Here is a 539-nt window from a genome sequence, read left to right on the forward strand (position 1 = left end):
GTAGGTGAGGGCGCAGCCGGTTGCGGGGTCGGTGAGGACGCGGGTGAAGGTGGGTGCGTGGCGGGTGAGGTGGAGGGCGGTGAGCCTGTCGATGGGGCCGTAGCCTTCGAGCTGCGCGAACCCGGGGGATGGTTCGGGTGGTGGGTGGCCGGGGTCTGAGGCGGTGCTGCCGTCGTGTGTGGCAGTGGTGGGGGTGCCGGGGGTGTTGCGGGTGGGGGTGGGGGTTCCGAGGAGGGTGAGGGCGGGGACGGTGACGTGGATTCGGGCGCGGATGCCTTGGGTGGTGCCGGGGGTGGTGGGGTCGGCGTTGAGGAGGAGGTCGGTGAGGGTGTCGAGGCGGAGTTGGGTGGGGGTTCGGGGGTCGCCGGAGGTTTTCGCGGAGCGGGCGAGGTCGGTGGCGCGGTTGTGGATGGCGACGGCTTCGACGGCGGGGAGGTAGAGGGTGAGGTAGGCCATGCCGTCGGTGGCGGGGTCGAGGTCGAGGCGGCGCCGGGCGGCAGCGTCGAGGTGTCGTTGCACGGCGGTGCGGGGTTGGGCGT

Annotated in this window: 1 protein-coding gene; it reads right to left on the reverse strand. The window is 72.9% G+C overall.

The features are described 5' to 3' along the window. A partial coding sequence (locus B7R21_RS05460) for a DUF222 domain-containing protein (RefSeq protein ID WP_147305816.1) occupies window positions 1-539 on the reverse strand: 539 nt, incomplete at both ends.

This window comes from Subtercola boreus (genome assembly GCF_003399625.1).
GTDB classification, from domain to species: domain Bacteria; phylum Actinomycetota; class Actinomycetes; order Actinomycetales; family Microbacteriaceae; genus Subtercola; species Subtercola boreus_C.